General features: G+C 70.6%; 21 protein-coding genes. 12 read left to right on the top strand and 9 right to left on the bottom strand.

Translation table 11 applies throughout. From position 1 onward, the window contains the following. Window positions 1-211 precede the first annotated feature (211 nt). Window positions 212-535, top strand: a complete 324-nt coding sequence (locus ABZS71_RS20580) for an FG-GAP repeat protein (RefSeq protein ID WP_356212035.1) — start codon at window positions 212-214, stop codon at window positions 533-535. Between the two features lie 104 nt (window positions 536-639). Here the strand turns inward: ABZS71_RS20580 and ABZS71_RS20585 are convergent, their stop codons facing one another. Then, window positions 640-1,665: a DUF2690 domain-containing protein gene (locus tag ABZS71_RS20585; protein ID WP_356212038.1), complete on the bottom strand. Its 1,026-nt coding sequence runs from the start codon at window positions 1,663-1,665 to the stop codon at window positions 640-642. A 141-nt stretch (window positions 1,666-1,806) separates the two neighbouring features. Here ABZS71_RS20585 and ABZS71_RS20590 point away from each other — a divergent pair, with 141 nt between their 5' ends. Further along, on the top strand, window positions 1,807-2,322 hold the full coding sequence (locus ABZS71_RS20590) for a hypothetical protein (protein WP_356212041.1): 516 nt from the start codon (window positions 1,807-1,809) through the stop codon (window positions 2,320-2,322). On the opposite strand, the gene ABZS71_RS20595 is transcribed toward ABZS71_RS20590, so the two are convergent. Then, window positions 2,297-3,214, bottom strand: a complete 918-nt coding sequence (locus ABZS71_RS20595; RefSeq protein ID WP_356212043.1) for a helix-turn-helix domain-containing protein — start codon at window positions 3,212-3,214, stop codon at window positions 2,297-2,299. The genes ABZS71_RS20590 and ABZS71_RS20595 overlap by 26 nt on opposite strands. Window positions 3,215-3,465: 251 nt before the next feature. Between ABZS71_RS20595 and ABZS71_RS20600 the strand changes: the two genes are divergently transcribed. The 4 genes from ABZS71_RS20600 (at window position 3,466) to ABZS71_RS20615 (ending at window position 5,609) form a co-directional block, all read left to right on the top strand. After that, window positions 3,466-3,936 carry a hypothetical protein gene (locus ABZS71_RS20600; protein ID WP_355850883.1) on the top strand — a complete coding sequence of 157 codons (471 nt, stop codon included), beginning with the start codon at window positions 3,466-3,468 and terminating at the stop codon, window positions 3,934-3,936. Between the two features lie 132 nt (window positions 3,937-4,068). Beyond that, on the top strand, window positions 4,069-4,482 hold the full coding sequence (gene trxA, locus ABZS71_RS20605) for a thioredoxin (RefSeq protein WP_356212046.1): 414 nt from the start codon (window positions 4,069-4,071) through the stop codon (window positions 4,480-4,482). Next, window positions 4,475-5,119, top strand: coding sequence for a histidine phosphatase family protein (locus ABZS71_RS20610; RefSeq protein ID WP_356212205.1), 645 nt, complete (start codon window positions 4,475-4,477; stop codon window positions 5,117-5,119). Before trxA ends, ABZS71_RS20610 begins: the two co-directional genes overlap by 8 nt. Before the next feature lie 64 nt (window positions 5,120-5,183). Beyond that, window positions 5,184-5,609, top strand: a complete 426-nt coding sequence (locus ABZS71_RS20615) for an OsmC family peroxiredoxin (protein ID WP_356212048.1) — start codon at window positions 5,184-5,186, stop codon at window positions 5,607-5,609. Here the strand turns inward: ABZS71_RS20615 and ABZS71_RS20620 are convergent. Further along, window positions 5,584-6,189, bottom strand: a complete 606-nt coding sequence (locus ABZS71_RS20620) for a hypothetical protein (protein WP_356212051.1) — start codon at window positions 6,187-6,189, stop codon at window positions 5,584-5,586. The two genes, ABZS71_RS20615 and ABZS71_RS20620, sit on opposite strands and share 26 nt — an antisense overlap. A 516-nt stretch (window positions 6,190-6,705) precedes the next feature. On the opposite strand from ABZS71_RS20620, the gene ABZS71_RS20625 reads away from it, so the two are divergent. From ABZS71_RS20625 to ABZS71_RS20635, 3 genes are all read left to right on the top strand, one after another. Further along, on the top strand, window positions 6,706-7,482 hold the full coding sequence (locus ABZS71_RS20625; RefSeq protein WP_356212053.1) for an IclR family transcriptional regulator: 777 nt from the start codon (window positions 6,706-6,708) through the stop codon (window positions 7,480-7,482). After that, entirely contained in the window at window positions 7,479-8,345 is an 867-nt protein-coding gene (locus tag ABZS71_RS20630; protein ID WP_356212055.1) for an SMP-30/gluconolactonase/LRE family protein, read from the top strand. The genes ABZS71_RS20625 and ABZS71_RS20630 overlap by 4 nt, the downstream gene beginning before the upstream one ends. Before the next feature lie 425 nt (window positions 8,346-8,770). Next, window positions 8,771-9,235 (top strand): hypothetical protein, encoded by a 465-nt coding sequence (locus tag ABZS71_RS20635; protein ID WP_356212058.1) that lies wholly within the window; start codon window positions 8,771-8,773, stop codon window positions 9,233-9,235. A 279-nt stretch (window positions 9,236-9,514) separates the two neighbouring features. Here the strand turns inward: ABZS71_RS20635 and ABZS71_RS20640 are convergent, their stop codons facing one another. After that, on the bottom strand, window positions 9,515-9,943 hold the full coding sequence (locus tag ABZS71_RS20640; protein WP_356212060.1) for a MarR family transcriptional regulator: 429 nt from the start codon (window positions 9,941-9,943) through the stop codon (window positions 9,515-9,517). 88 nt (window positions 9,944-10,031) lie between these two features. On the opposite strand from ABZS71_RS20640, the gene ABZS71_RS20645 reads away from it, so the two are divergent. From ABZS71_RS20645 to ABZS71_RS20655, 3 genes are all read left to right on the top strand, one after another. After that, complete coding sequence (locus ABZS71_RS20645) at window positions 10,032-11,051, top strand: NADP-dependent oxidoreductase (protein ID WP_356212063.1); 1,020 nt, start codon at window positions 10,032-10,034, stop codon at window positions 11,049-11,051. Between the two features lie 344 nt (window positions 11,052-11,395). Next, the gene (locus ABZS71_RS20650; RefSeq protein WP_356212066.1) at window positions 11,396-11,956 is read left to right on the top strand and encodes an IPT/TIG domain-containing protein; all 561 of its coding nucleotides are present in this window, start codon (window positions 11,396-11,398) and stop codon (window positions 11,954-11,956) included. A 346-nt stretch (window positions 11,957-12,302) separates the two neighbouring features. After that, window positions 12,303-13,106: an EI24 domain-containing protein gene (locus ABZS71_RS20655; RefSeq protein WP_356212069.1), complete on the top strand. Its 804-nt coding sequence runs from the start codon at window positions 12,303-12,305 to the stop codon at window positions 13,104-13,106. Here ABZS71_RS20655 and ABZS71_RS20660 read toward each other — a convergent pair. The 5 genes from ABZS71_RS20660 to chvE are packed head-to-tail and all read right to left on the bottom strand — an operon-like array spanning window position 13,093 to window position 18,461. After that, window positions 13,093-13,317: a hypothetical protein gene (locus tag ABZS71_RS20660; protein ID WP_356212072.1), complete on the bottom strand. Its 225-nt coding sequence runs from the start codon at window positions 13,315-13,317 to the stop codon at window positions 13,093-13,095. The two genes, ABZS71_RS20655 and ABZS71_RS20660, sit on opposite strands and share 14 nt — an antisense overlap. Before the next feature lie 35 nt (window positions 13,318-13,352). Next, window positions 13,353-14,507 (bottom strand): aldose epimerase family protein, encoded by a 1,155-nt coding sequence (locus ABZS71_RS20665; RefSeq protein ID WP_356212074.1) that lies wholly within the window; start codon window positions 14,505-14,507, stop codon window positions 13,353-13,355. Window positions 14,508-14,539: 32 nt separating this feature from the next. Continuing rightward, window positions 14,540-15,772, bottom strand: a complete 1,233-nt coding sequence (gene mmsB / locus ABZS71_RS20670; RefSeq protein WP_356212076.1) for a multiple monosaccharide ABC transporter permease — start codon at window positions 15,770-15,772, stop codon at window positions 14,540-14,542. Further along, window positions 15,769-17,331 carry a multiple monosaccharide ABC transporter ATP-binding protein gene (gene mmsA, locus ABZS71_RS20675; protein WP_356212079.1) on the bottom strand — a complete coding sequence of 521 codons (1,563 nt, stop codon included), beginning with the start codon at window positions 17,329-17,331 and terminating at the stop codon, window positions 15,769-15,771. Before mmsA ends, mmsB begins: the two co-directional genes overlap by 4 nt. Window positions 17,332-17,348: 17 nt before the next feature. Beyond that, window positions 17,349-18,461: a multiple monosaccharide ABC transporter substrate-binding protein gene (gene chvE, locus ABZS71_RS20680; RefSeq protein WP_356212082.1), complete on the bottom strand. Its 1,113-nt coding sequence runs from the start codon at window positions 18,459-18,461 to the stop codon at window positions 17,349-17,351. Window positions 18,462-18,484 lie beyond the last annotated feature (23 nt).

The raw sequence follows: 18,484 nt of genomic DNA on the forward strand, positions 1-18,484 counted from the left end.
GACCCCGAGCAGGCCGACACCGCCCCCGCCGACACCGCGCCAGCCGACCTCACCCCCGTCGCCGGGATCGACGATCTGCTCGCGCCCGGCGAGGGGCCGGTCGGCGAGAGCCGGCTGCGCGGCGCGGGCGGGCTCGCCGTCGTCCACGGATTGAAGTCCCGGTCTGGGCAGGGGGCGTTCGGATCTGTCGGTCGACCAGTCCAGCCCCGGTGTGCCCGGCGATCCGCAGGGCGACGACGGCTTCGGCGCCTTCCCGGCGGTGGGCGATGTCAACGCCGACGGCCGCCCCGACATCGTGGTGGCCACCCCGGAGGAAGACCGCGGCAACGGCCGGCTCACCCTGCTGCCCGGCTCCGGGCGTGGCCACCACGGTGAGTACGACCCGGGCGCGAGCAAGCGCGAGGGGGTGAGCGGTGAGCAGGCCATCGACCCGGACATCCCGGGCGTGCCCGGCCGGCCCCATCCGTACGGCTTCGACGCCTTCGCCCCGCAGCCCCCGGCTGCTCGACGTCGACGGCGACGTCGACGGCCATGACGACGTGATCGCCGCCGCACCCGGCTACGACCATGGCCGGACGGGCGGTTTCTGGGTCTTCCGGGGGACGGACCACGGGCTTGCGACCCAGGGCGTACGCCACTTCACCCCGGCCGACCTCGGTATTCGGTTGCGGGTGAAGTAGGGCGAGGGGGAGAGGCGGAGGAGCGGGGAACGGAGGAACGGGGAGCCGAGGAGGACGGCACGGGCGGTTCCGGAGGCAGGGTGAGATGCACCGTGCTGCCCGGCTTGGTACACCCGTGTGCCCCGGAGGAGAGGGTGGTGCAGGCCCTGACGTCGGACGGAGCGTCAGAGGCGACCATCGGGGTGTAGACGTCGGTGTCGTAGTGCACCTTGTCCTGACGGGTCGCACCGTTCACCGCCACCACTTCGGCGATGTCCCCGGCCTTTCCCCAACTGATCCGCGCCCAGGCCGCCTTGCAGGAATCGCTGTAGCGCAGCTCGACGTAGACACCGTGTGTCTTGGTCAGGGCGGCGGTCCAGGCGTCGGCGGCGCAACGCGTCTCCTTGGGATCCTTGCCGGTGCAGCTCTCCGCGAAGCAGGTGGTGTCGAGCTGCCTGGTGTCGCTACTGCCTGACGCGGACGGGTTCCGGGCGGAGTCGGTACGCGGCGGGGCGCCGCGGTCCGCAGCCCGGAGCGCGAGGGCGGCCCCGGCCGCGACAAGCGCCGCGGCCAGGGCCGCCGCGGTCCAGCGGGCCGCGGGGCGTGAGAACCTCGCCGGGACGCGAAACCGCGAACCGGGCGGTGGAGCGCCCGGCACCGCCGCCGCGGACTCCGCCCGCGCCGCCCGTTCCCTCGGCTCCACCGGCTCCACCGGCTCCACCCGCTCCGGCGCGCCACGACCGCTCCAGCCCCGTTCCGCCAGGTCCCACAGTGCGCCGAGCCGGTCCAGGTCGGCGCCGACAAGCCGCCCCAGGGACTCGACGGCCTGACGCGGAGGCAGCGTCCTGCCGTTGAGATAGCGGTCCCAGGACGACTTGCTGTGGAGTGTGGTCTCCGCGAGCGCCACGAGGCTGAGACCACTGCGGTCCTTGAAGCGCCGCAGTTGCTCGACAAGGTTCTTCGCGTCCGATTCGAGTTCGTCAGGCAACGGCTTCCAGCCAGCCATGTCCACCCCCTGCTGTCCCCATAGTGGGGACCCATCTCCGCATCGCATGGTTCCGAATACCGGCCCGGAAACGGAACGGGGGGAGAGCACTTTCGGTTCAACACTGTACAAAGATCCCGGCGGGTCGGGTATGACAGTCCCATGAGGCCCGTGCGGCGCGGTGGCGGTTGGCGGACGGCGGTGACGGCCGCCGCGTTGACGCCGCTGTTCGCGGCCATGTGTGCCGCCAGCGGGCCGCCGGCCGACCCCGCGTACGTGACCGGTTCGGGGGCGCTCGCCGACGACTGGCAGAACCAGCGGTGGCTCAGAGCCGGGGTGCCGCCCAGTGACCTGGTCGGACTGTGGCAGTCGGTGCTGTGGGCCGACGGCTATCTGCCCAAGTCCGCGATCACCTGTGCGTACGACACCGAAACCGGCGGGGCGACCCGGACCTGGCAGGGCAATCACGACCTCTCCGCCGACGGCATCGTCGGCCCGGCGAGCTTCGGGTTCGCGGGCCGCAGACTCGCCCAGGCGCCGCCGTGGACGGTCTACCGCGGCGAGAAGTACGACCTGCCCCTGCGCCGTGGCCGCGGTGGCATATACGAGGTCTACGACGCGGGCCGCTTCCACGGGCTGCGCAGCGACGCGGTCACCCTCGCGGTGTGCCGCCGCTGACCGGGTCCGCCCAGCTGTTGTGCTCCGTCACACAGAGCTGGTGGTCCGCGACGACCACACAGGCCCGCGCCGTGTCCGGCCGCCCGGCCACCATGGCGGTGCGCGAGGCGCCACGCCGGGCGGTCCGTACCGCGGCCCCCTGGGCGGCCACGAGCAACCGCGCCGTCCCCCGCACCGGATCGGCCTCGGCCCACACCGCTCGGCAGACCGGGCTGTATCTGAGGGCCAGGGTGCTCCCGTACGCACGCAGCGCGTGGACGACCGTGCTGTCGCGGTCGCACCCCTCCCGGTACGGGTCCTGCCCCTGGCACCCGTGGCCGGCGCAGTCCGCGCCCGCCGACAGGGCCCCGGCGGACCGCAGGGGCCAGGGCCAGACGGGCGCGCCCGGGGGTGCGCCGCGGGGAGCGGGCCGTGAGTGGCCGTCGCTCCAGGGGTGCCCGAGCGCCAGTACGGTGAGCAGCGCACCGGCCGCGACGGCGGCGGCCGCCCTCCACGGCACGCGGAGGTGGCGGCCGGCAGGTGCCGGGACGTCGCCGGCCGGGGCCGGCACGTCGGGCGTCCGCGGTGCCGCGTCATGAGTGTCGTGAGTGTTCGGAGTATTTGCAGCGTCCGGCGAAGCGTTCCCGCCGTCCCAGGCGGCCGCGGCCGATTCCCACAGGACGCGTAACCTCCCCCGGTCCGCTTCGACGAGCCGGCCGAGCATCTCGACGGCCCGCCAGGGCGGCAGCTTGCGCCCGTTGAGGTAGCGGTGCCAGGAGGTTGCGCTGTACGCGGTCTTGGCGGCGAGCGACGCGAGGCTCAGCTCCGAGCGGTCCTTGTACAGGCGCAGCTCTTCGGCCAACCGGCGTGCCTGGCGCGGCAGTTCACCCGGCAGCGGCTGCCATCGGCCCATCAGCGCCCCTCACCCCGGCTCCGGCCCCGCGTCCGGCTCCCCAATGTCTCATGGCCGATCCGCGCTGTCCCGCCCCATGGTCATACCCCACGGCTTTCCCGCAGGTCAGCGTCGGGAACGTCCCGCGATCTCCCGAGCGGCCAGTGGACGGTGGCGCGGCGGTCGGCGGTGCTGGAGTGTCGGTGACGCACACCGGGCGGCACCGAACAACCCCGGTCCGCCCCACCGACACGGGGAAGGAAATCAGCTTCATGCGCAAGCACATCGCTCTCGCCGCGGCCGCCGCCGCGCTCGGCGCCGGTCTGGTCGTCGCGCCCTCGGCTCAGGCCGCCACCCACGGCATGAACCCGCACGCCGCACCGTTCAGCGGGCCGTTCCTCGGCTGGAACGCCAACCGCCACGCGTCCAACATCAAGGGCGCCTCGGCCACCGGGCACGAGGGGCCGCTGGACAGCGGCCGGGTCATGGTCGACGGGCGGCTGCGGGACAGCGTCCAGGGCGACGGTCACGCCGCCTGCGTGCAGATCCACGCCAAGTACGCCGACGGCGGAACACGCGACGAGTGGGTCTACACCAGCAGCGCCTCCGGTAAGAGGATCGGTCCCGGCGGCGGCTTCACGTTCGCCTCCAGCGTGCGGACGATCTGGGTGCGTGAGGGCGTGGGCAACGGAGGCCGTTGCACCAGGATGGCCAGTGGGGTCTACACCATCTACCCCCGCTGACCCGCCCGACCGATCAGCGCCGGGGACACGCCTGTGACCTGGGGGGAGGCGTGTCCCCGGAATAACGGAGCACGGAGCGGGGTTACCGTGCTGCTGGCATGTGCCGAGAGTACGGAAGCGGGTAACGCAGGCATGAGCACGAGCACCGTTGAACTCACCAAGGACAACTTCGACGAGATCGTCTCGGGGAGTGACTTCGTCCTGATCGACTTCTGGGCCTCGTGGTGCGGACCGTGCCGGATGTTCGCGCCGGTGTACGAGAAGGCCGCGGAGCGCCACCAGGATCTGACTTTCGCCAAGGTCGACACGGAGGCGCAGCCCGAGCTCGCCGCTGCCTTCGACATCCAGTCCATCCCGACGCTGATGATCGTGCGCGACGACATCGCGGTCTTCGCCCAGCCCGGCGCCCTCCCCGAGCAGGCGCTGGAGGACGTCATCGGCCAGGCCCGCGACCTGGACATGGAGGAGGTCCGCGCCTCCATCACCGCCGCCGCGAACGAGAAGAAGGCCATCGACGATGCGAAGGCGTCCGACGGCCGTGGGTGAGTTGGTGCTGATCCGGCACGGCGAGACCGAGTGGAGCCGGTCGGGGAGGCACACCAGCTGGAGCGAGCAGCCCCTGACGGCGCGCGGCGAGGAGCAGGCCCGCGCGCTGCGCCCGCTGCTCGCCGCGCGGAAGATCGGGCTCGCACTGGTCAGCCCGCTGGGCCGGGCCGTGCACACCGCGCGGCTCGCGGGGCTCGACGACGTACGGTTCGAGCCCGATCTACACGAATGGGACTACGGCGGCGACGAGGGCATCACCACCGCCGAGATCCACCGCACCCGGCCCGACTGGAACCTGTGGACCGACGGGGTCGCGCCGGGCGACGCCGCCCACCCCGGGGAGACGCCCGAGCAGGTCGGGGTCCGCGTCGACCGGGTGCTCGCCAGGATCGCGCCCGAGCTGGAGACGGACGGCACCGACGTCGTGCTCGTCGCGCACGCGCACGTACTGCGGGTGCTCACCGCCCGCCGGCTCGGCCTGCCGCCGTCCGCCGGCGCCCTCTTCCGCCTCGACACCGCGACCGTCAGTCGACTGGGAACCGAGCATGGCCGCCCTGCCGTTGTCGCATGGAACGTAGGCTCGGAAGCGATCTCCGGGCGGGTCGCAACCGGCAGCGGAGCGATGACGGCCGGATGATCGGATCGACCGAACCATAGGTCACATCCCGTCAGGTCATCACAGAAAGCAGGAAACAGCGAGCATGGCTACGACGCGTACCGCGCACACCGTCTGGCAGGGCAATCTGGCCGAGGGCAACGGGGTCGTCACCTTCGACTCGTCCGGCATCGGCGAGCAGCCCGTCTCCTGGCCGTCCCGCGCCGAGCAGGCGAACGGCAAGACCAGCCCCGAGGAGCTGATCGCGGCGGCTCACTCCAGCTGCTTCTCGATGGCGCTCTCGCACGGCCTCACGCAGGCCGGCAACCCGCCCGCCCAGCTGACCACCCAGGCCGATGTCACCTTCCAGCCCGGCACCGGCATCACCGGCATCCACCTCACCGTCGAGGGCACGGTGGAGGGCGTGGACGAGGCCGCGTTCGTCGCGGCCGCCGAGGACGCCAAGAAGAACTGCCCGGTGAGCCAGGCGCTCGCCGGTACGGAGATCACGCTGACGGCGAAGCTGGCCTGACGCTCTCCACCCGCTGAAGCAACCCCCAGGTGAACTCCGCCACGTAAGGGCGGAGTTCACCTGTTTCTTCGTCCGGGGCGTCGAAGGCGAGCCGCCAGCGGGTCGGCGCCGACCCCTCCATCGGGCGCGCGGGCGCGAAGGCGCGCGCCACCTCGTCCACCGTGCAGGACCAGGGCGTCAGATCGGCGGCCGTACGGAGCGTGGGACCGGGCGCGCCCGGGGCGCGCACCAGCCACTCGTTCCACACCGCCCCGCCGGGCGCGGTGAGCACCTCGAACCGCAGATCCGGCCACAGCGGGACCGGCCAGCTCAGCGCCTCGCACGTGAGATCGCCGATCCGGCGGGTGGCGGTGGTCTCGGGTGAGCCGAGCACGGAGCGATAGCGGGCGGTGGCGGCGCGCCGGCGCGGTGAGCGCTGCATCGCCTGCCAGCGGCGGTTGGCCTCGCGCATCACGGCACGCCCGTAACCCAGCTCGCGCAGCGCGTCCTCCACCAGCCCCGGCTGGTAGTCGGCCATCCGCCGCAGCAGTACGAGGACGAAGGGGAAGGGGCTGGGGAATGAGTCGGGCTCCGAAGACATGAGTCCTATCGTGGCGTACGCGCCCGCTCAGGGCGCTCAGGGCGCTCAAGGCGGAGACGCGAGGCGGAGCCCCGGAGATCGCGGCCCGTGGGGATGGCGGCCAGCGCCAGCCCGAGAACCGGGGCGGCCAGGCCCCCGCCCGCTTTCCTTTTGATGCGCACGGGGGTGCTCCTTGCGTCGAGGACCGGAGTATCACGTCCGATCTGTTGCACTTGCTCCGATTGCATCTGATGTATGGACGATGTCAAAAGGTACACAAAGCGCCCTTCGGGGCAGAGGTGGTTAATGTGAAATATGACGGCGCTTCAGATGTCGAGTGGTGTGCGCAGGGCGCGATCACCGAGATCGCGTGCCACGCCGGCGCCTTTGCCCGCGTTGATCCTTGGTGGGCTGTGGTCCGGACGGCGCGACCATTGCCGAGGCAAGTCACGTATGCGTAACCTGTGTTCGTGATACCGGCCGCTGGCCGGGATCTCGAACACTTGCCATCTGGACCAGAAGGGGTGGGCGAGCGATATGGGACGCCTGGTGCCCGCTGTGACACGGGCTCTGGACATACTCGAGCTCTTCCTGGACGGAGACGGCACCCTCTCCGCGCCCGAGATCACCCGCCGGCTCGGGCTGCCCCGTACGACGGTGCATGAGCTGGTGACCACCCTGGCCGCCCGCTCCTATCTGGTGCATGTGCGCGACCAGCCCGGCCGCTACCGGCTCGGGGTACGGCCGTACCAGCTCGGCAGCCGGTACGCCGAGCAGCTCGACCTGGCCGCCGAGGGCCGGCAGGTGGCCCGTAGCGTCGCGGAGACCTGCGACGAGACCGTGCATGTGGCCATCCTGGAGGGCACGGACGTCATTTACATCGCCAAGGTCGACTCCACCCACGCCGTCCGCATGGTCTCCGCCGCCGGGCGCCGGCTGCCCGCTCACTGCACCTCGGTCGGGAAGATGCTGCTCGCCTCGCTCCCCGAAGAGGCCCTGGCGGCGCGGCTGCCCGACGATCAGCCGCTGGCCGCGATGACGGACAACAGCATCACCTCACCCGGCGAACTGCGCCGCCATCTCCACACCGTGCGCGAGCGCGGGATCGCGGTGGAACAGCGGGAGTCCAATCCGGATGTGAGCTGCGTGGCGGCGCCGGTGCGGGATTCGGCGGGGAAGGTGGTGGCGGCGCTGTCCATCTCGGTGCCGACGATCCGCTGGAGCGAGCAGCGTCAGGCGGAACTGGAGGAGTTGGCGGTCAAGGGCGCGGGCGAGCTGTCCGCCCGGCTCGGGCACCGGAGGCAGGGCAGATGACGGGGCGCAGGGCGTGGGACGTCGCGGTACGTGCCGACGCCTCGCTCGGCGAGGGCCCTGCCTGGGACTCCAGCGGCCGGCGGCTGATCTGGGTGGACATCCTCTCCGCCCGTGTCCACACCTACGACCCCGCCACCGGCCACCGCAGCACCCTCGCCACCGAGCAGCACGTCGGCGCGGCCAAGCCCCGCGCGGGCGGCGGGCTCGTGGTCAACCTCCGCGACGGCGTCGGGGTGTACGGGGCGGACGGCGGCTTCGCATGGCTGGTGCGCGACGCGGTCCCCGGCCGCCGTGGCAATGACGCGGCCGTCGCGCCCGACGGCTCGCTGTGGGCGGGCACGATGCGCTACGACGAGCGGCCGGGCGGTGGCACACTGTCCCGGATCGCGCCCGACGGCTGCCGTACGGAGATCCTGCCGGAGGTGACGGTCAGTAACGGCACCGGCTGGAGCCCGGACGGCCGCCTCATGTACTACGTCGACACCACCACCCGCCGTATCGATGTCTTCGACGTGGACGGCGTGGAGAGTGCCCGGGTCAGCGGCCGTCGGCCGTTCGCGGAGATCGAGGAAGGCGCGGGCTTCCCGGACGGGCTGTGCGTGGACGCCGAGGGCGCGGTGTGGGTCGCGCTGTGGGACGGCGGCGCGATCCGCCGCTACGCCCCCGACGGCACACTCGACCGGGTGGTGGAGCTTCCGGTTCCGCGTCCGACCGCCTGTGCCTTCGGCGGCCGGGACCTGACCGATCTCTATGTGACCTCCGCCCGCGCCGGACTCGGCGCCGCAGCGCCTCCGCTCGCGGGATCGCTCCTGGTCATCGCGGGTGCGGGAGAGGGCCTGGCGCAGCCGGCCTTCGCGGGCTGAGCGGGGCCGGACGGCCGCCGGCCGGGGTGGCCGGCGCCCGGCCGGGCCCACCCGACGGCCCTCTGCACAGGATCCTCACACATTCCGGTTACAGCACTACTTGTTGGTCACATAACCTGCCCGGCGAAATGGATTACTGCCCTCCGTGCCGCCGCCATCTCAACGGTGCCCTCTCCTGCCCAGGTTGCGGGAGGCCCGTTGAGGACGTCGGGCTGCCTGCCGCCGCACCCCACACGACGGACGACGGCGACGCCGGTGCGCCCTCTACGCGCGCGGAGCGACGCAAGGCGCAGGCGTCCCCCGCGTCTCGTACGTCCCGTTCCTCCCGCCGGAAGCCCAAGCCCCGTGGCCTCGTCGGCGGCCGCGCCCGCCGCGCCCGCCGCGCCCGCCGGGGCCGTGGGCGCCGGGTGGCGATACTGGCGGCGGTGCTCGGCCCCGTACTGGCCGCGCTGTTCGTGGCGGAGCTGGCCACCGAGGGCCACTGGCGGGACTCCGCCCCGACGCCCGCCCAGGAGAAGCCGGTGGCCGACCGCAGCGGTGGGGTGACGGGCAGCCCCGAGCCGGTCACGCACGACAGCGACGGGCCGAGCGCGGATCCCGCCGCCGAGAGCAGCCACCCGGGCGAGGACGGCAAGGACGGCAAGGACGGCGACAAGAGCAAGGACAAGGACCAGAAGAAGGACGAGGACGGCACCTCGTCCGGCTCCGGCCACTCCTCATCGTCCGACGAGCCCGGAGTCACCGCCTCGGCCCCGGGTGGCGGCTCCGGCCCCGCCCAGCCGTCCACCTCGCCGCCGCAACCGGGCCCCAGCGCCCCGGCGACCACCGCGCCGACGCCGGCCCCGTCGCCCACGCGGACCTGCAAACGCGTCCTGTGGTGGTGTACGTAGGGGGCGGGTCAACCGTCAGTGATCACCACGCCCCAGGCGGCCGAACCGGCGCCGAAGGCTCGGCCTCAGCCGGCGAGGGCGCGGCCGGGGCGACCGCCGGCCCTCCGTGCCGGGCCGGCCGGCTTGGCAGGACCCGGTCCACGATGAACAGAAGGATGACGGCGGCTCCGCCGATCACCGCCGCAAGCACGATGCTCCCCATGCCGGTCGAACGCGGCAGCCCTCGGCCGCGTTCCACCCACAGTGATCACGTGACCCTGCGGCAGGGATCGCGTGACCTTACGGTGTCACGCCGAGCATTCGCTTGAGCAGATCGCGGAGCACCGTACGCTCGTCGTCCGTGAGCTCCGCCAGCGGTTCACGGGCGAAGCCGAGCGAGCCACGCAGCCGCGCGGAGGTTTCCTTGCCCGTCTCGGTGGCGGCGGCGAGCTTGACGCGGCGGTCGGCCGGGTCCAGGCGGCGCTCGACGAGGCCGCGGGACTCCAGGCGGTCCACGATCCCGGTGACGTTCGACGGCTCGCACTTCAGCTGCCGCGCTATCCGCCGCATGGGCGTCGGACCGGCGGACAGCAGGCTCAGCACCCGGGCCTGGGCGCCGGTCAGTGCGTGCTTGGCCGCCGCGTCCTCGTATTCTTCGTGATAGCGGGCCACGATGGTGCCGATGAGCTCGACGACCTCGAGGGTCAGCGGGTCGGTGCGGGGCGTCATGGGTGCCAGGATACCCATTTACTTGACAGCATGAAATATCGATGAGCATGCTTGTTTCATCTTCTGAAGCATGAGGAGGCTCACCCCCATGTCCGTCATCCCCGCCACCGGCCGTGAATGGCACCTGGTCGCCCGCCCCGACGGATGGCCGAAGCCGGAGGCCTTCGCGCTGCGCGAGGCCCCGGTCGCCGAGCCGGGCCCCGGCCAGGTACTGGTCCGCAACCTCTACATGTCGGTGGACCCCTATATGCGCGGGCGGATGAACGACGTGAAGTCGTACGTGCCGCCGTTCCAGCTGGATCAGCCCATGGAGGGCGGTGCGGTCGGCGAGGTCCTGGCCTCGAACGCGGACGGCATCGCGGCCGGCGACCACGTCCTGCACTTCGGCGGCTGGCGTGAGTACGCCGTGGTGGACGCCAGGAGCGCCGTCAAGGTCGACCCGGAGCTCGCCCCGCTCCCGGCCTACCTCGGTGTGCTCGGGATGCCCGGCCTCACCGCGTACGCCGGGCTGCTGGAGGTCGCGTCCTTCAAGGAGGGCGACGCGGTCTTCGTTTCCGGCGCGGCGGGCGCGGTCGGCAGCGAGGTCGGCCAGATCGCCAGGCTCAAGGGCGCCTCCCGGGTGATCGGCAGTGCCGGTACGGACGAGAAGGTCCAGCTGCTGCTCGACGAGTACGGCTTCGACGCGGCGTTCAACTACAAGAAGGGCCCGGTCGCCGAGCAGCTGAAGGAGGCCGCGCCCGACGGGATCGACGTCTACTTCGACAACGTCGGCGGCGAGCATCTGGAGGCCGCCATCGGCCGCCTGAAGGTGCACGGCCGGGTCACCGTCTGCGGCATGATCTCTCAGTACAACGCGCCCGAGCCGCCCGCCGCCCCGCGCAACCTCGCGCTGGTCATCGGTAAGCGGCTGCGGATCCAGGGCATGCTCGTACAGGACCACCAGGCGCTGCAGCCGCAGTTCTTCGAGGAGGTCGGCGGCTGGATCCGGGAGGGCAGGCTGCGCTACCGCGAGACGGTCGTCAAGGGCGTGGAGAACGCGGCGGACGCCTTCCTCGGCATGCTCCGCGGCGACAACATCGGCAAGATGATCGTCTCGTTCGAGGACTGACCCTTCGAGGACTGACCCTTCGAGATCCGACCCTTCGAGGACCGACCCGCGCCAGGCGCACAGCGGCAGCCCCGGGGAGTAATCCCGGGGCTGCCGCCGTGCGCCGACGCGCTGCGCCGTCCGAGTGAATCGGCGTCAACTCTCTTGTGACGTAACCGCTCGAATGAGGTACTGAAAACAACCAGACGGTGGGCCGCCCATCCCTCCCCGGGGAGCGCGGCCTGCGGCTTTTCCGCCCCTAGCGTGCGGACCGGTCAGGCAGTGTCGACGTCCTGCTGACTTTGAGGGCCTCCCCGTTGAGGGACCGCGGCGTTCACCCCCGCATCTCAATGAGGAGAAACCTCATGTCCGCATCAGTGGCGCACCACGACATCGTGCTCGCGGTCGGGGTGCCGACGATCTTGCTCGTCATCCCGAGCTCCGGTCCGATCGGCGGAGGCAACCCCGTCGTGCTCATCGGAACGAACCTGGACACCGTCACCGAGGTCACCTTCGGCCCCAACAACCCGGGCACCATCGTCGCGAAGGACCCCACGGGGACCGTACTCGTCGTCACCGCCCCGCCCCACGCGGCGGGCGCGGTGCCGGTCGTCGCCACCAACAACTTCGGCCAGAGCCTGCCGGCCGGCTACACCTATGTGGCTCCGCCCCCTCCGGTCGCGCTTCTCATCAGCCCGGTCAGCGGTCCGGCGGCGGGCGGCACGCCGTTCACCATCGTCGGTGCCAACCTCACCGGCGCCACCGTCAAGTTCAACGCGGCAACGGCCACCGGGGTCGTGGTCGCCGCCGGCGGCACGGTGCTGACCGGCGTCACCCCGGGCCCGGTGTCGCCGGGCCCCGCCGCGGTCGTCATCACGACCCCCGGCGGAACCGCCACCGTCCCGGGCGGCTACATCTACACCTGAGACCCGCTCTCACCGGCGCGCCGTTCCCCGGCCGGCTCGTCCGCCGGGGAACGGCCGTGCACGTCCGGGGTCCGGAGGGCCGGGGGCGGCGCCGCCCCCGGGGGCCGCCTCTGCTACCGCGGCAACACCACCTGCGGCGGCGCTTCCGGCGATCAGTACTCTGCGGCGCCCGATGGGGGCGGGGTGAGTCTGACATGGGCATGAAAACGTATGCGCGGTTCCTGTGGGCCATCTGTGGGTTCGGCAAAGTCCGGCCGCGTCAACCGATCTTATCGCCAACCGCTGTCGGCGCCGCTCGTCACAGCCGTCGGCTGACCGAGCCACGCCCGCCCAGTAGGCTCGGCCTATGCGTGATCTTGCGACCGGCTGCGGTTATCTGTTGAAGGGACAGCGCTGGGTAGCCCGGCACGGCAGATGGTGGGGGTTCGGGATGATTCCCGCCCTCATCACCCTCGTCGGATACGCGGCGGCGCTCGTCGGGCTCTTCTTCTGGACCGATGACGTCATCGCATGGGCCACCCCCTTCGCCGACGACTGGTCCTCGCCGTGGCTCGGCGTCTTCCGGGGCGCGCTGGCGATGCTGTTCGCCGCCGCGTGCCTGTTTCTCGCGGTCCTCACCTTCACGGCGGTCACGCTCCTGGTCGGCCAGCCCTTCTACGAGTCGCTGTCCGAGGCGGTCGACCGCTCCGAGGGCGGCGCCGTGCCCGAGTCGGGGCTGTCGCTGGGGCGTGAGCTGTGGATCGGGTCGCGTGAGGCGATCGCCCTGGTGGTCCGGGTGACGCTGTGGAGCGTGCTGTTCTTCGCACTGGGCTTTGTCCCGGTCGTCGGCCAGACCGTGATCCCCGCGCTCGCCTTCTGCGTGACCGGCTTCTTCCTCACCGAGGAGCTGACATCGGTCGCGCTGTTGCGGCGCGGGGTGCTGCTGAAGGAGCGGCGGCGGATGCTGCGCGGCCGCCGCCTGCTCACCCTCGGCTTCGGCGTCCCGCTCGCCGTGCTCTTCCTGCTGCCGCTGGTCGCGGTGGTCCTGATGCCGGGCGCGGTCGCGGGCGCGACGCTGCTCGTACGGGACCTCACGGGCGAGGGCGAAGCCGAGGGCGAGTCGGTGAACGGGGACGCGGGTCAGGCGGCGGGCGCGCTCAACGGCTCGTGACCGCGGTCGGCTGTGACGCCGCCACGGTCAGCACCGCACGCACCTGGGCGGTGATGGACGGCCGGTTGCGGACGAAATCCGGATCGGTGTTCCCCGCGCCTAACTGCGGCACCGATGAACGCAGATGGCCGCCCGGCGCCTTCAGTCCGGCCGCGTCGCGCACCGGCGTGGCGCGGTGGGCGATCTCGCGGGAGAGATGGTCGCCCCGCACTCCGGAGGGCGAGCGCGGGGCGGGAGAACCACTTCTCAGCGCGTGGAGAAGGAGTGCACCGTCGAGCTCCGGTAGGTCTGCCCCGGGCGCAGCACCGTGGAGGGGAAGTCCGGGTGGTTGGGGGAGTCCGGGAAGTGCTGGGTCTCCAGGCAGAAGCCGTCGCTCTGGCGGTAGACATGGCCGGAGGTGCCCGCGAAGGTGCCGGTCAGGAAGTTGCCGCTGTAGAACTGCACACCAGGCTCGGTCGTCGCGATCTTCATGACCCGTCCGGAGCCGGGTTCCGTGACCGTGACGATGTTCTCCGGGCGGTGGGTGACGCCCTTGTCCAGGACGAAGTTGTGGTCGTACCCCTGCGCGTACAGCACCTGCGGATGCGCCTCGCGGATGTCCCGGCCGATCTCCTTGGCGCGGCGGAAGTCGAACGGGGTCCCGGCCACCTTGGCCAGCTCACCGGTCGGGATGAGGGTCTTGTCGACCGGGGTGTAGCGGGAGGCGGCGATCCGCAGCCGGTGGTCGTAGACGGTGCCGGTGCCCTCGCCGGCGAGGTTGAAGTAGGTGTGGTTGGTGAGGTTGACGACGGTGGGCTTGTCGGTCGTGGCCTCGTAGTCGATGCGGAAGTCGCCCGCGGCGGTGAGGGTGTAGTCGACGCGCACGGTGAGCGTGCCGGGGTAGCCCATCTCGCCGTCGGGGCTCACCCGGCGCAGCGTCAGGCCCACGTCCGCACCCTTGTGGAACGGTTTCACGGACCAGACGTGCTTGTCGAAGCCCTTGTCGCCGCCGTGCAGACTGTTCGGCCCGTCGTTGACGGGCAGCCGGTACTTGTGCCCGTTCAGGGTGAAGGTGCCGCGGGCGATGCGGTTGCCGTAGCGGCCGATGAGCGCGCCGAAGTACGGGCTGTGGGCGACGTAGGAGTCGAGGTCGGCGAAGCCGAGGGAGACATTGGCGCGGTGGCCGTGGCGGTCGGGTATCTCCAGGGTCTGGACGATTCCGCCGTAGGACAGCACCTTCAGCCGGGTGCGGCCGTTCTCGATCGTCCACCGGTCGACGCGGGTGCCGTCCTTGAGCGTGCCGAAGTGTTCCCTCACCGCGCGTCCTCCGCTGTTCGCGTCGGCGGGGGTCGCACCGGCGGCCGCGGCCGCCAGTCCGGCCGCCGCCCCCGCCGTGATCACCGTGCGTCTGCTCGTGGTCATATACGGCTCCGGATGAGTAGAGGGCCGAGGGTCTACGAACCGATCCTGCGCTTGTTCCAGACGTCGAAACCGACCGCCGCCAGCAGCACCAGTCCCTTGATCACCTGCTGGTAGTCGGTGCCGATGCCGACCAGCGACATTCCGTTGTTGAGCACGCCGAGCACCAGTCCGCCGATGATCGCGCCCAGCACCGTGCCGACGCCGCCGCTGGCCGAGGCGCCGCCGATGAACGCGGCGGCGATGGCCTCCAGCTCGAAGTTGAGGCCCGCGCTGGGGGTGGCGGCGTTGAGCCGGGCGGCGAAGACCAGACCGGCGAGCGCGGCCAGGACACCCATATTCACGAAGACCAGGAAGGTGACGCGCTTGTCGCGCACACCCGACAGCTTGGCCGCCGGCTGATTGCCGCCGAGGGCGTACACATGCCGTCCAATGACAGTGTTGCGCATCACGAAGCTGAAGGCGACGAAGAGACCGCACAGGATGAGCAGCCCCACCGGCGCCCCGTGCCAGCTGGAGAGCGTCATGGTGAAGGCCATGACGGCGGCCACGATCGCGGCGCATTTGACGAAGAACAGGCCGAGGGGCACGACGTCCAGTTCGTACTCCGCGCGCTGCTGCCGGCCGCGCCACTCCTGCCGGACGGCGGCCGCGCACACGGCGAGGCCGATCAGCATCGTGAGGTTGTGGTACCGCGTGTACGGGCCGACCTCGGGCATGAAGCCGGTGCTGATCTTCTGGAAGCCGTCGGGGAACGGCGACAGGGACTGCCCGTCCAGCAGGATCTGGGTGCCGCCCCGGAAGACCAGCATCCCGGCGAGGGTGACGATGAAGGACGGGATGCCGATATAGGCGATCCAGAAACCCTGCCACGCGCCCGCCGCGGCACCGATCACCAGGCAGACGGCCAGCGTGACGCCCCAGGGCATATCGTGCTTGATCATCATCACGCCCGCGGCCGAGCCGATGAACGCGACCAGGGACCCGACCGACAGATCGATATGCCCCGCGATGATCACGATCATCATGCCGATCGCGAGGATGAGGATGTAGCCGTTCTGCTGGACGAGGTTGGTGACGTTCAGCGGCCGCAGCAGGATGTCGTCCGACCATATCTGGAAGATGACGATGATCAGGGCGAGGGCGACCAGCATCCCGTACTGCCGCATGTTGGTGCGCAGCCCCTGGAGCAGCAGCGCCCCGAGGCCCGGGGAGTCATCGGCCGGCGGTGGCGCCGGGCTCTCGGTTTCCTGGGTGGCGGTGCTCATCCTTCGTCTCCTCTGTCCTTCGTCATGTGGCGCATCAGAACTTCCTGGGTCGCCTCGGCCCGGGAGACCTCCCCGGTCAGCCGCCCGGCCGCCATCGTGTAGATCCGGTCGCACATGCCCAGCAGCTCGCCCAGCTCCGAGGAGATGAAGACGACGGCCTTCCCCTGCGCCGCGAGGTCGTTGACGACCGTGTAGATCTCGTACTTGGCCCCGACATCGATGCCGCGGGTGGGCTCGTCGAGGATGAGCACCTCGGGACCAGCGAAGATCCACTTGCTGAGGACGACCTTCTGCTGATTGCCGCCGCTGAGCCGGCCCACCCGTTCGAAGACCGTGGGCGCCTTGATGTTCATCGTCTTGCGGAACCGCTCGGCGACCCGCGACTCCTCGTGCTCGTTGACCACGCCGCGGCGCGCCACGCGGGCCAGCGAGGAGAGCGAGACATTGCGGCTGATGGTGTCCTCAAGGTTGAGCCCGTAGTGCTTGCGGTCCTCGGTGACATAGGCGATGCCGTGCCCGATCGCCTCCGGCACGGTGCGGGTGCGGACCTCCTGGCCGTCGCGGAAGACCCGCCCGCCCGCGTACCGGCCGTAGGAGCGGCCGAAGACGCTCATCGCCAGCTCCGTGCGGCCCGCGCCCATCAGCCCGGCGATGCCGACGATCTCGCCGCGCCGCACCGTCAGCGACACTCCGTCGACGACCTTGCGCTGCTGGTCGATCGGGTGGTGCACGGTCCAGTCCTCGATGGCCAGGGCCACCTCGGAGGCGTCCTGCCCCTCGTACGGGGTGCGCTCGGGGAAGCGGTGGTCCAGATCCCGGCCGACCATGCCGCGGATGATGCGGTCCTCGGAGACCACCGGGGCGGACTGAGGGGTCTCCCGGACCGGCATGGTCTCGATGGTCCGGCCGTCGCGCAGGATGGTGACCGAGTCGGCGACGCGGCGGATCTCGTTCAGCTTGTGGGAGATCAGAATGCAGGAGATGCCCTGCGCCTTGAACTCCAGGAGCAGATCGAGGAGTTTGCCGCTGTCCTCGTCGTTGAGCGCCGCCGTGGGCTCGTCCAGGATCAGCAGCTTCACCTCCTTGGACAGCGCCTTGGCGATCTCCACGAGCTGCTGCTTGCCCACGCCGATGTCGGCGACGCGGGTCTGCGGCGACTCCGTGAGGCCCACCCGCCTGAGCAGCGTGGTGGCGTGCTGGAGGGTCTTGTTCCAGCTGATGAGGCCGCGGGTGGCGTGTTCATTGCCAAGGAAGATGTTCTCGGCGATGGACAGATACGGAATCAGGGCCAGTTCCTGATGGATGATGACGATTCCGCGCTCCTCGCTCGCGCGGATGTCCTTGAACGCGCAGGCGCCGCCCTCGAAGAGGATCTCGCCCTCGTAGCTGCCGTGCGGATGGACGCCGCTGACCACCTTCATCAGGGTGGATTTACCCGCGCCGTTCTCCCCGCAGATGGCGTGGATCTCGCCCTGCCGTATCCGGAGGTCGACGTCGGACAGCGCCGTGACACCGGGGAAGGTCTTGGTGATGGAGCGCATTTCGAGAAGAGTGCTCATATGCCCGGTTCCGCCCCCTACTTCAGCTGCGACGCGGTGTAGTAGCCCTGGTCCACGAGGATCTGGGTGTTGGACTTGTCGATGCTGACCGGATTGAGCAGGAAGGTCGGCACGGTCCGCTGGCCGTTGTGGTACGACTTCCGGTCGTTGACCTCGGGCGTGCCGCCGGTCAGCTCCGCGTCGGCCATCTGCACGGTGGCCTTGGCCAGCTTGCGGGTGTCCTTGTAGATGGTCTGCGTCTGCTGCCCCCGGAGGATGGACTTCACCGAGGCGAGCTCGGCGTCCTGCCCGGTCACGATCGGATACGGCTTGCTCTTGGTGCCGTAGCCGACGCCCTTGAGCGCCGACAGGATGCCGATCGACATGCCGTCGTACGGCGAGAGCACGGCGTCCACATCGCGGTTGCTGTACGCCTTGTTGAGCAGGTCCTCCATGCGGTCCTGCGCCGCGCTGCCGCTCCACTTGTCGGTGGTGAGCTGGTTCATCTTCGTCTGGCCGCTGCGGACGATCAGTTCCTTCCTCTCCAGGTACGGCTTGAACACGCTCATCGCGCCGTTGAAGAAGTACCGGGTGTTGTTGTCGTCCGACGAGCCGGCGAACAGCTCGATGTTGAACGGGCCCTTGCGGCCCTTGGGAAGACCCAGTCTGTCGACGATGTACTGGGCCTGGAGTACACCGACCTTGAAGTTGTCGAACGTGGCGTAGAAGTCGACGTTCTTCGTGCCCAGGATCAGCCGGTCGTAGGAGATCACCGGAATGTTCGCGTCATGGGCGCGCTTGAGCACATCGGTCAGCGCCGAGCCGTTGATCGGCGCTATCACCAGCAGCTTATGGCCCTTGGCGATCATGTTCTCCAGCTGGGCGACCTGGCTGCGTACGTCGTCCTCGCCGTACTGCAGATCCGTCTTGTAGCCCGCCTGCCGGAACTGCTTGGCCATGTTCTTGCCGTCGGCGATCCACCGCTCGGAGGACTTGGTCGGCATCGCGATGCCGATCGTCCCGCCCTTGTTGTCATGGCTCTTGTACCGGCTGCCGCCGACCGCCTCCTGGCCGCAGGCCGTGGCGGTCAGCGAGAGCGCGAGGAGCCCGGCGCACATCGCCGCGACGCGTGCGCCTCTTACCGTAAGCATGGTGATGGGGTCCTTCCCTGGGG

Source organism: Streptomyces sp. NPDC005393 (genome assembly GCF_040606675.1).
In the GTDB taxonomy this organism is placed as follows: domain Bacteria; phylum Actinomycetota; class Actinomycetes; order Streptomycetales; family Streptomycetaceae; genus Streptomyces.

Excerpts from the sequence above, each read along its gene's own strand:
- ABZS71_RS20585 (WP_356212038.1), bottom strand. The coding sequence starts at position 1,665 with ATGGCTGGCTGGAAGCCGTTGCCTGACGAACTCGAATCGGACGCGAAG.
- ABZS71_RS20590 (WP_356212041.1), top strand. The coding sequence starts at position 1,807 with ATGAGGCCCGTGCGGCGCGGTGGCGGTTGGCGGACGGCGGTGACGGCC.
- ABZS71_RS20595 (WP_356212043.1), bottom strand. The coding sequence starts at position 3,214 with ATGGGCCGATGGCAGCCGCTGCCGGGTGAACTGCCGCGCCAGGCACGC.
- ABZS71_RS20600 (WP_355850883.1), top strand. The coding sequence starts at position 3,466 with ATGCGCAAGCACATCGCTCTCGCCGCGGCCGCCGCCGCGCTCGGCGCC.
- trxA (WP_356212046.1), top strand. The coding sequence starts at position 4,069 with ATGAGCACGAGCACCGTTGAACTCACCAAGGACAACTTCGACGAGATC.
- ABZS71_RS20615 (WP_356212048.1), top strand. The coding sequence starts at position 5,184 with ATGGCTACGACGCGTACCGCGCACACCGTCTGGCAGGGCAATCTGGCC.
- ABZS71_RS20620 (WP_356212051.1), bottom strand. The coding sequence starts at position 6,189 with ATGTCTTCGGAGCCCGACTCATTCCCCAGCCCCTTCCCCTTCGTCCTC.
- ABZS71_RS20625 (WP_356212053.1), top strand. The coding sequence starts at position 6,706 with ATGGGACGCCTGGTGCCCGCTGTGACACGGGCTCTGGACATACTCGAG.
- ABZS71_RS20630 (WP_356212055.1), top strand. The coding sequence starts at position 7,479 with ATGACGGGGCGCAGGGCGTGGGACGTCGCGGTACGTGCCGACGCCTCG.
- ABZS71_RS20640 (WP_356212060.1), bottom strand. The coding sequence starts at position 9,943 with ATGACGCCCCGCACCGACCCGCTGACCCTCGAGGTCGTCGAGCTCATC.
- ABZS71_RS20645 (WP_356212063.1), top strand. The coding sequence starts at position 10,032 with ATGTCCGTCATCCCCGCCACCGGCCGTGAATGGCACCTGGTCGCCCGC.
- ABZS71_RS20650 (WP_356212066.1), top strand. The coding sequence starts at position 11,396 with ATGTCCGCATCAGTGGCGCACCACGACATCGTGCTCGCGGTCGGGGTG.
- ABZS71_RS20655 (WP_356212069.1), top strand. The coding sequence starts at position 12,303 with ATGCGTGATCTTGCGACCGGCTGCGGTTATCTGTTGAAGGGACAGCGC.
- ABZS71_RS20665 (WP_356212074.1), bottom strand. The coding sequence starts at position 14,507 with ATGACCACGAGCAGACGCACGGTGATCACGGCGGGGGCGGCGGCCGGA.
- mmsB (WP_356212076.1), bottom strand. The coding sequence starts at position 15,772 with ATGAGCACCGCCACCCAGGAAACCGAGAGCCCGGCGCCACCGCCGGCC.
- mmsA (WP_356212079.1), bottom strand. The coding sequence starts at position 17,331 with ATGAGCACTCTTCTCGAAATGCGCTCCATCACCAAGACCTTCCCCGGT.
- chvE (WP_356212082.1), bottom strand. The coding sequence starts at position 18,461 with ATGCTTACGGTAAGAGGCGCACGCGTCGCGGCGATGTGCGCCGGGCTC.